This is a genomic window from Edwardsiella sp. A.80236 (assembly GCF_044540725.1).
Lineage (GTDB): Bacteria > Pseudomonadota > Gammaproteobacteria > Enterobacterales > Enterobacteriaceae > Edwardsiella > Edwardsiella tarda.
This window is the reverse complement of record NZ_JBIUCY010000033.1, coordinates 1-9621: the sequence shown is the minus strand read 5'-3', so window position 1 is coordinate 9621 and position 9621 is coordinate 1. Positions and strand designations below refer to the sequence as shown.

The 9621-nt window shown below is 44.9% G+C and carries 7 protein-coding genes; 4 read left to right on the top strand and 3 right to left on the bottom strand.

What is annotated here, in order from left to right; all coding sequences use genetic code 11:
• Positions 1–84: 84 nt before the first annotated feature.
• On the top strand, positions 85–4467 hold the full coding sequence (locus ACEQFP_RS16900; protein WP_396464359.1) for a DEAD/DEAH box helicase: 4383 nt from the start codon (positions 85–87) through the stop codon (positions 4465–4467).
• 235 nt (positions 4468–4702) lie between these two features.
• On the opposite strand, the gene ACEQFP_RS16895 is transcribed toward ACEQFP_RS16900, so the two are convergent.
• The 3 genes from ACEQFP_RS16895 to traD all read right to left on the bottom strand — a co-directional run bounded on the left by ACEQFP_RS16895 (position 4703) and on the right by traD (position 7136).
• Entirely contained in the window at positions 4703–5116 is a 414-nt protein-coding gene (locus ACEQFP_RS16895; RefSeq protein WP_001229901.1) for a hypothetical protein, read from the bottom strand.
• A 7-nt stretch (positions 5117–5123) separates the two neighbouring features.
• Positions 5124–6074: a replication initiation protein gene (locus ACEQFP_RS16890; RefSeq protein ID WP_034167667.1), complete on the bottom strand. Its 951-nt coding sequence runs from the start codon at positions 6072–6074 to the stop codon at positions 5124–5126.
• Positions 6075–6668: 594 nt separating this feature from the next.
• On the bottom strand, positions 6669–7136 hold the full coding sequence (traD, locus tag ACEQFP_RS16885) for a conjugal transfer protein TraD (RefSeq protein ID WP_034167666.1): 468 nt from the start codon (positions 7134–7136) through the stop codon (positions 6669–6671).
• Between the two features lie 163 nt (positions 7137–7299).
• On the opposite strand from traD, the gene mobA reads away from it, so the two are divergent.
• The 3 genes from mobA to ACEQFP_RS16870 form a co-directional block, all read left to right on the top strand.
• Positions 7300–8415, top strand: a complete 1116-nt coding sequence (gene mobA, locus ACEQFP_RS16880; protein WP_016946648.1) for a mobilization protein MobA — start codon at positions 7300–7302, stop codon at positions 8413–8415.
• Positions 8416–8427: 12 nt separating this feature from the next.
• Complete coding sequence (locus ACEQFP_RS16875) at positions 8428–9021, top strand: mobilization protein MobX (protein ID WP_016517639.1); 594 nt, start codon at positions 8428–8430, stop codon at positions 9019–9021.
• Between the two features lie 112 nt (positions 9022–9133).
• Positions 9134–9621, top strand: a 488-nt coding sequence (locus ACEQFP_RS16870; protein ID WP_396464358.1) for a restriction endonuclease, incomplete at its 3' end; no start/stop codon positions are given.

The window sequence follows — 9621 nt, the reverse complement described above, 5'->3', positions numbered from 1 at the left end:
GTCACTGCGTTAAGCCTGACAGACCTTGAGCAAAGCGCACTGGACTGGTCACAATTCGATTTTGATCCGGCCTACAAACCGGTGATGAAAGCAAAAAAACAACTCCGACCTCATCAGACTCCCGCGCTTGAAGCCGTGAAAAGAGGGCTGACGACTGCCGACCGCGGCAAGCTTATTATGGCGTGCGGCACAGGGAAAACCTTCACCTCGCTGCGTATCGCTGAAGCGGTTGCCGGACGGGGGAAAACCGTACTGTTCCTTGTGCCCAGTCTGGCATTGTTGAGTCAGACGCTGGATGAATGGACACAGGATACGCTGATAGACCTGCGCTGTTTTGCTGTCTGCTCTGACAGTGATGTGGGTAAGAAAAACCATGATGACAATGTCGTTGTTGGTATCAGCGACCTGAAATATCCGGCGACCACGAATGCGAACAGCCTCGTCAAAGCGTTTAATCAGCCTGATATCTTCGGCAGTGATAAGCCGCCTTATATGAACGTGGTGTTTTCTACCTACCACTCTGTTGAGGTCATCCATCAGGCGCAAAAACTGGGTTTTCCTGCCTTTGATTTCATCATTTGTGATGAAGCTCACCGGACCACAGGTGCGACCTTTGAAGGGGATGATGAGTCCGCCTTTGTTCGTATTCACGACAACGCCTATATCGCCGGTCAAAAACGCCTGTACATGACCGCGACTCCGCGCATTTTCGGGGACGATGCGAAAGAGACTGAAGGGGTCACCTTATGCTCAATGGATGACAAAAGCCTTTACGGTGATGACCTGTATGTCATTACCTTCTCTAAAGCCGTTCAGTTGGGCATTTTGTGTGATTACAAAGTTATTGTGCTTGCCGTGGAAGAAAAGCATGTCAGCCGCCGCATTCAGTCTCTGCTGAAGGATGAAAATAATCAGCTCAAAGTCGATGATGCGGCAAAAATTGTGGGTTGCTGGAAAGCACTGGCAAAGCAGGGGCTGGCGGGGTCTGATGGCGTTCATCCTGATGCGATGAAGCGGGCAGTGGCGTTCTGTCAGGTGATAGAAAAAGACTTTCGCGGCAAAACGCATAAGGTCAGTTCTAAACTGATCACTGAAATGTTCGGAGCAGTGGTTGAAGCCTATCAGGCATCCGAGATTGAACTTCTCAGGGAAACCGCACCGGATAAGGCTATTGATCCGTCATTAAAACTTCAGTGTCAGGTGAAGCACGTTGACGGCAGCATGAATGCCACTGAGAAAAAATCCAAAATTGAATGGCTGAAAGCGGATACGGATGAAAATGTCTGCCGGATATTGTCTAACGTCCGTTGTTTATCTGAAGGTGTGGATGTGCCTTCTCTGGATGCAGTGTTGTTTTTAACGCCGAGAAGCTCTCAGGTGGATGTGGTGCAGTCTGTCGGGCGTGTTATGCGGCGTGCCGAAGGTAAAGAGCTGGGCTATGTCATTCTGCCGGTTGTCATTCCCGCCGGAGAAGAGCCGGAGAATGCGTTGAACAATAATCAGGCTTACCGTGTTGTCTGGCAGGTGCTGAATGCACTCAGGGCGCATGATGACCGCTTTGATGCCATGATCAACAAGCTGGAGTTTAACGGTAAAGATACCGGCAGAATGGAAGTGATCGCGGTAGCCGATAAAGTCGTGAAGAAAACCAAACGGCAGACGAAAAAATCTGAGATAGCAGGAAAAGCGCGTAAAAGCAGTGGCATTGGTTCAGCCGTGAGCCCCGCTCCTAAACAGTTTGATATTGAGTTTTCCGTTGGTGAGATTGAGCGCGCCCTGTACGCAAAAATCGTTAAAAAATGCGGTAACCGGCATCACTGGGAGGACTGGGCAAACGACATTGCTAAAATTGCCTGTACCCATATCGACCGCATTCGGGGCATTCTCGAAAATCCGGGGAATAAAATAGAAATCAGTGCCTTCAGGGCATTTGCCGATGAACTGCGTGATGATCTGAATAACAGTGTTTCCGACGATGAAATCATTGAAATGCTGGCACAGCATCTGATAACCAAGCCGGTCTTTGATGCCCTGTTTGCCGATTACAATTTTACCGACCATAACCCGATGAGTATGGCGATGCAGAACGTGCTTAACACGTTACAGGAGCATCATCTCGAAAAAGAAGCCAGCACGCTGAACAGCTTCTATGAGTCGGTAAAAATGCGTGCAGACGGCATTACCACCGCAGAAGGTAAACAGCAGATTATCGTACAGTTGTACGATAAGTTTTTCAGAAACGCGTTCCCGAGAATGACTGAGCGTCTGGGAATTGTGTATACGCCTGTTGAGGTGGTTGATTTTATTATTCACAGCGTGAATGACGTGCTGAAAAAGGAGTTCGGACAAACACTCGCCGACAAAGGTGTGCATATTCTTGACCCATTCACCGGAACCGGTACGTTTATCACCCGCCTGCTGCAAAGTGGTCTTATCCCGTCAGATAAACTGGCTTACAAGTTTAAAAATGAAATCCATGCCAACGAAATCGTCTTGTTAGCCTATTACATTGCCGCCATTAATATTGAGGCGGTGTATCACAGCATCACGGAAGAATCAGAGTACACGCCATTTGAAGGGATTTGTCTGACTGACACCTTTGAAATGTATGAGAAAGATGACCTGGTCAGTGAGGTTTTGGTTGATAACAGTGAACGCCGTAAGCGTCAAAAAGCGCTGGATATTCGAGTCATTGTCGGGAATCCTCCATACTCAGCTGGTCAGGGCTCTGCGAATGACAACAACGCAAATATATCTTACCCTGGCTTAGATAAAAGAATTAAAGATACATATGCTTTAAACTCCAAGGCAACGTCAACAAAAAATCTGATGGATTCTTATATTCGAGCTATTCGATGGGCAAGTGACCGCGTTGGTGAGCAAGGCGTAATTGGATTTATAACCAATGCTGGCTATATTGACTCAAATTCAACTGATGGGCTCAGGAAGTGCTTAATTGATGAGTTTAGTTCAATATATGTATTTCACTTGCAAGGTAATTCAAGAAGGAGTTCTGGCGAGTTAGCGAAAAAAGAGGGGGCTGGGATTTTTGAAATAAGAACACCAGTTGCTATCACTATTTTAGTGAAAAACAGAGAGAGGAAAAGCAAAGGGGAACTGAAGTTCTTTAAAATAGGAGACTATTTGTCGCGAGAGGAGAAATTAGAATTTATCTCAAAAGTTTCAAGTGTTGATGGTGCTGAAATTAAAAGTAAGTGGGAATCGATTGTTCCTGACTCATATAACGATTGGGTTAACCAAAGGGATGATAGTTTCTATGAATTTATTGAGATTGGAAATAAAAAAAATAAAAAAAGCACATCTTTGTTTTTAAATTATTCTCTGGGTGTTGGAACTAACAGGGATGCTTGGGTTTATCAAAGTAGTAGATCAAAGCTAGTTGATAATATTAATAGAACGATTTCATTTTACAATGAGAACTTGTCATCAGGAGTGGAGCCTATTTTTGATGTAAAATCAATAAGTTGGTCAAGTAGTCTCATATCAGCGTTTTCTAGTGGGAAAAAAATAAAATTCGAGCCTTTAAATATTAGGGAATCACTATATAGGCCATTCCAGAAACAATGGCTCTACTTTGGTGGTGGGTTAACCCATCGAGTCGGTCAATTTCCAAAGATATTTCCAATTGGTGGTGATAATTTAATAATAGCAGTTACAGGTCTTGGCGGTAAGAAAGGTTTTTCAGTATTAATTTCAAACTGCCTTATGGATCTTAATCTTATGGATGCAGGTTCTCAGTGTTTTCCTCTTTATTTGTATGATGATGAAAGTTCATTGAGTGATGATGTTGGTTTTTTAAATGCAACTGAGAAAAAAAGAAAGTATGGTATAAGTGATGAAGGGTTAAATTATTTCAGCAGCCACCTTAATGATATGGCCATCACTAAGGAGGATGTTTTTTACTATCTTTATGGGCTTTTACACAGCCAAGATTACCGTAATCGTTATAGTGACAATCTAACTAAAGAACTGCCAAGAATACCATGTGTAAAGAATATAAATGATTTTTGGGCTTTTTCTGATGCTGGTCGCAAATTAGCCGGGTATCATTTGAACTATGAAACAGTTGAGCCATATAAAGCGAATATTGATACAGGGCTTATTAGTTATTCTCAATTAGGAAAAGACGATTTTTATGTCGAGAAGATGAAGTTCGCCAAAAAAGGTGAAAAAGATACGGTCATCTATAACAATAAAATTCGCATAAAAAACATTCCAACTGAAGCCTATGACTACGTTGTGAATGGCAAGCCAGCTCTTGAATGGGTGATGGAGCGGCAAGGTGTCTCTACTCATAAAGATAGCGGTATTGTGAATGATGCTAATGACTGGGCAGTTGAAACAATGAATAACCCTAGATACCCACTAGAGCTATTCCTGAGAATTATCACTGTCAGCCTGGAAACTCAGAAAATCGTCAATAGCCTGCCTAAATTAGATATCTAATCGATAGGTGTGCAGGATGGAAAAACCATCCTGCACAATTCTGATGATTTTCATGAATCCTGTCGTTTTTAACATAATGGATCTTGCGCGCACCACTGACCTGGTACTCACCCCTGAAACCCGCCGGAACGTCCAAAAGTGCGTTTTTTTCCGCTCGCAAACTGGCTGTTTTGGTGTTGCCGACTTGTTATCAGAATCGCAGATCCGGTTTCAGTCGGTTTGCCGGCTGAAAACGCTATTTCTTCCAGAATTGCCATGATTTTTTCCCCACGGGAGGCGTTACTGGCTCCCGTGTTGTCGGCAGCTTTGATTCGATAAGCAGCATCGCCTGTTTCAGGCTGTCTATGTGTGACTGTTGAGCTGTAACAAGTTGTCTCAGGTGTTCAATTTCATGTTCTAGTTGCTTTGTTTTACTGGTTTCACCTGTTCTATTAGGTGTTACATGCTGTTCATCTGTTACATTGTCGATCTGTTCATGGTGAACAGCTTTGAATGCACCAAAAACTCGTAAAAGCTCTGATGTATCTATCTTTTTTACACCGTTTTCATCTGTGCATATGGACAGTTTTCCCTTTGATATGTAACGGTGAACAGTTGTTCTACTTTTGTTTGTTAGTCTTGATGCTTCACTGATAGATACAAGAGCCATAAGAACCTCAGATCCTTCCGTATTTAGCCAGTATGTTCTCTAGTGTGGTTCGTTGTTTTTGCGTGAGCCATGAGAACGAACCATTGAGATCATACTTACTTTGCATGTCACTCAAAAATTTTGCCTCAAAACTGGTGAGCTGAATTTTTGCAGTTAAAGCATCGTGTAGTGTTTTTCTTAGTCCGTTATGTAGGTGGGAATCTGATGTAATGGTTGTTGGTATTTTGTCACCATTCATTTTTATCTGGTTGTTCTCAAGTTCGGTTACGAGATCCATTTGTCTATCTAGTTCAACTTGGAAAATCAACGTATCAGTCGGGCGGCCTCGCTTATCAACCACCAATTTCATATTGCTGTAAGTGTTTAAATCTTTACTTATTGGTTTCAAAACCCATTGGTTAAGCCTTTTAAACTCATGGTAGTTATTTTCAAGCATTAACATGAACTTAAATTCATCAAGGCTAATCTCTATATTTGCCTTGTGAGTTTTCTTTTGTGTTAGTTCTTTTAATAACCACTCATAAATCCTCATAGAGTATTTGTTTTCAAAAGACTTAACATGTTCCAGATTATATTTTATGAATTTTTTTAACTGAAAAAGATAAGGCAATATCTCTTCACTAAAAACTAATTCTAATTTTTCGCTTGAGAACTTGGCATAGTTTGTCCACTGGAAAATCTCAAAGCCTTTAACCAAAGGATTCCTGATTTCCACAGTTCTCGTCATCAGCTCTCTGGTTGCTTTAGCTAATACACCATAAGCATTTTCCCTACTGATGTTCATCATCTGAGCGTATTGGTTATAAGTGAACGATACCGTCCGTTCTTTCCTTGTAGGGTTTTCAATCGTGGGGTTGAGTAGTGCCACACAGCATAAAATTAGCTTGGTTTCATGCTCCGTTAAGTCATAGCGACTAATCGCTAGTTCATTTGCTTTGAAAACAACTAATTCAGACATACATCTCAATTGGTCTAGGTGATTTTAATCACTATACCAATTGAGATGGGCTAGTCAATGATAATTACTAGTCCTTTTCCTTTGAGTTGTGGGTATCTGTAAATTCTGCTAGACCTTTGCTGGAAAACTTGTAAATTCTGCTAGACCCTCTGTAAATTCCGCTAGACCTTTGTGTGTTTTTTTTGTTTATATTCAAGTGGTTATAATTTATAGAATAAAGAAAGAATAAAAAAAGATAAAAAGAATAGATCCCAGCCCTGTGTATAACTCACTACTTTAGTCAGTTCCGCAGTATTACAAAAGGATGTCGCAAACGCTGTTTGCTCCTCTACAAAACAGACCTTAAAACCCTAAAGGCTTAAGTAGCACCCTCGCAAGCTCGGGCAAATCGCTGAATATTCCTTTCGTCTCCGACCATCAGACACCTGAGTCGCTGTCTTTTTCGTGACATTCAGTTCGCTACGCTCACGGCTCTGGCAGGGAATGGGGGTAAATGATGCTACAGGCGCTTTTCATGGACTCACACGAGGAAATCTACCCATGACACAAGAAAAGCCCGTCACGGGCTTCTCAGGGCGTTTTATGGCAGGTCTGCTATGCAGAGCTGTCAGACTTCTTGCTGTTCAGCAGTTCCTGACCTCTGATTTTCCAGTCTGACCACTTCGGATTATCCCTCGACAGGTCATTCAGACTGGCTAATGCACCCAGCAAGGCAGCGGTATCATCAACAGGCTTCCCCGTCTGGCTGTCAACCAGACCCGCCAGGATAAGCAGTCCGGCTGACTGGTACAGCGAATGGTCACGGGCTTTACGGGCGGCTCTGGCTTCTGCCCGTTTTTCGGCCTGTATCAGATTCATGACTTTTGCTCTGGCTTCCTGCGCTTTTTCTGCTGCCTGTTCAGCCTTCATCAGCAGGGACAGCGTTTTGATATCCTGCGCTGTTTTATCCGCTTTATCCGTCAGTATCAGCATGAGTTTCTGCTGTTCATTCGGCGACTTTAAGCCGCGAATGTACTGCACTCTGTCTGCTGCCCATTTTTCCTGTTTTTCGCTTTTATTCATGCCCATTTTTCCTCTGAGTGTTGATGTGGAAATTATGGTCAGGAATGGCGGCCGAGGTCAAATGCAGGTAGAATCACTGATAAGCTTTTTATTATCAGTGCGCACTTAGACGTTTCTTCACTTCGTTCAGAAACGGTGCGCGCCTTCAGCGGGATAAAACACGATGGCATCCTATCATCTCAGCGTAAAAACCGGCGGAAAAGGCAGTGCCTCTCCTCATGCCGATTATATTGCGCGTGAGGGAAAGTATGCCCGTGAAAAAGACTCCGACCTTGAGCACAAGGAGTCCGGCAATATGCCGGCGTGGGCAGCGCATAAACCGTCCGAGTTCTGGAAAGCCGCTGACACGTCTGAACGTGCCAACGGCTGTACCTACCGTGAAATCGAGATTGCCCTGCCGCGTGAGTTAAAACCCGAACAACGTCTTGAGCTTGTCCGCGATTTTGTCCAACAGGAAATTGGCGACCGCCATGCCTATCAGTTCGCTATCCATAATCCGAAAGCAGCGATAGCCGGTGGCGAGCAGCCCCACGCCCATATCATGTTCTCTGAACGCATTAATGACGGTATTCACCGTGACCCTGAGCAGTATTTTAAACGGGCTAACACCAAAGAGCCGGAGCGCGGTGGCGCAAAAAAGGCACGTTTCGGGGAAACACCGACCGAACGCAAAGAATACCTTGTTGCCCAGAGGGAACGCTGGGCTGACCTCCAGAATAAGCACCTTGAACGGTATCAGCACGCTGACCGGGTTGATTCCCGTTCCCTGAAGGCGCAGGGCATTGACCGTGAGCCTGAGCGGCATCTGGGCGCGGGTCAGGTTCAGCGATTCGATACTGAGCAGCTACAGGCCATTCTTGAGCGCAGGGAGGCTGAAAGGCAGGTGCAGCAGTCCCGTGATGAACGTGACAGCGTAATTGACGTGACTACCTCGTTACGGGAAGCCCTCAGCGAGAGGGATACTCTGACGCTAAAACAGGAGCTGAAGTCAGAGCCTGAGCAGGAATCCCATTCCGGCAGAACGTTTGATTTTGAAAAAGAGCCTGACAAGCTGAACGCACTGGTCAGTGATGCCATGAAGGATATACAGGAAGAAATCGATCTTCAGTCCCTTGTTAACGATGCGATGGCGGAGTTCCAGGGGATACATCAGGAGATGGAAAGGCAGAGAGAGCGCGAACGTCTGGCGGAAAAACAGCGTCAGCAGGAGAAAGAACGACAGCGACTCGCCGAACAGATACGACAGAAGCCGGATAAAGGCTGGTCATTCTCACGATAGACAGGATTTTGTATGAGCGACGAAATTAAACAAATTGCCGCCCTTATCGGGCATCATCAGGCGCTGGAAAAGCGTGTTACTTCTCTGACAGAACAGTTTCAGGCCGCCTCATCACAATTACAGCAGCAAAGTGAAACGCTGAGCAGGGTCATTCGTGAGCTGGACAGCGCGTCCGGTAATATGACTGACACCGTCAGGAAATCGGTGAGTTCCGCGCTCACTCAGGTTGAGAAAGAACTGAAACAAGCCGGATTAGCACAGCAGAAACCGGCGACAGAAGCGCTGAATCAGGCTGCCGATACGGCGAAAGCGATGATCCATGAAATGCGTCGAGAGATGTCACGCTATACGTGGAAATCCGCTATTTATCTTGTACTGACGATATTCTTCGTCCTGGCTTCCTGCGTGACGGCATTTACGTGGTTTATGAATGACGGGTATAGCCAGATTGCTGAAATGCAGCGGATGGAAGCGGTCTGGCAGAAGAAAGCCCCGCTGGCTGACATATCGCGCTGTGACGGAAAGCCCTGCGTTAAGGTGGACACTCGCACTACGTATGGTGATAAAGGGGATAAAGAGAATACCTGGATGATTATTAAGAAATAACATCATGGAGCACAGAACGCTGTGCGTCGATCTCCGGCGGAGAAAGCATTAATTAAACGTGTCGGGGGGATCTGATAACCCCAGCAAATAAAGGACATTAAGGATATCAACGATGAATGCACTTTCTGCATTGCTGACAAAAATTGAACAGGCTTCACCAACACAGCGGGACAAAGGTACGACCTTTGAAAACCTTTGTGTGCAGTATTTTCTCTATGAACCTAAATATGCCGAGCTGTACAGTGACGTGCTGAGCTATGGCGGATGGGTTTCTCAGTACGGTGAAACCGTTGGGATCACGAAGAAAAAAGATGATGGCATTGATTTGGTCGCCGTAACCAAAACGGGGGAGTTTCATGCTATCCAGTGCAAAAACTACAATCAGACTAAAATCGCCAAAAAGGATATTGATAGTTTTCTGGCTGCCTCCGATAAAACGTATTTTACGCTCCGCTATATCGTTGCCTCTACGGATAACTGGACGGAGGAAGCTAAAAATATGCTGCGGGACAAGGCCGTTCCTGTCACTGCGTTAAGCCTGACAGACCTTGAGCAAAGCGCACTGGACTGGTCACAATTCGATTTTGATCCGGCCTACAA

Bases quoted from the DNA above. Each gene is read 5' to 3' on its own strand.
- ACEQFP_RS16900 (WP_396464359.1), top strand. From the start codon at position 85: ATGAAAGCAAAAAAACAACTCCGACCTCATCAGACTCCCGCGCTTGAA.
- ACEQFP_RS16895 (WP_001229901.1), bottom strand. From the start codon at position 5,116: ATGGCTCTTGTATCTATCAGTGAAGCATCAAGACTAACAAACAAAAGT.
- ACEQFP_RS16890 (WP_034167667.1), bottom strand. From the start codon at position 6,074: ATGTCTGAATTAGTTGTTTTCAAAGCAAATGAACTAGCGATTAGTCGC.
- traD (WP_034167666.1), bottom strand. From the start codon at position 7,136: ATGAATAAAAGCGAAAAACAGGAAAAATGGGCAGCAGACAGAGTGCAG.
- mobA (WP_016946648.1), top strand. From the start codon at position 7,300: ATGGCATCCTATCATCTCAGCGTAAAAACCGGCGGAAAAGGCAGTGCC.
- ACEQFP_RS16875 (WP_016517639.1), top strand. From the start codon at position 8,428: ATGAGCGACGAAATTAAACAAATTGCCGCCCTTATCGGGCATCATCAG.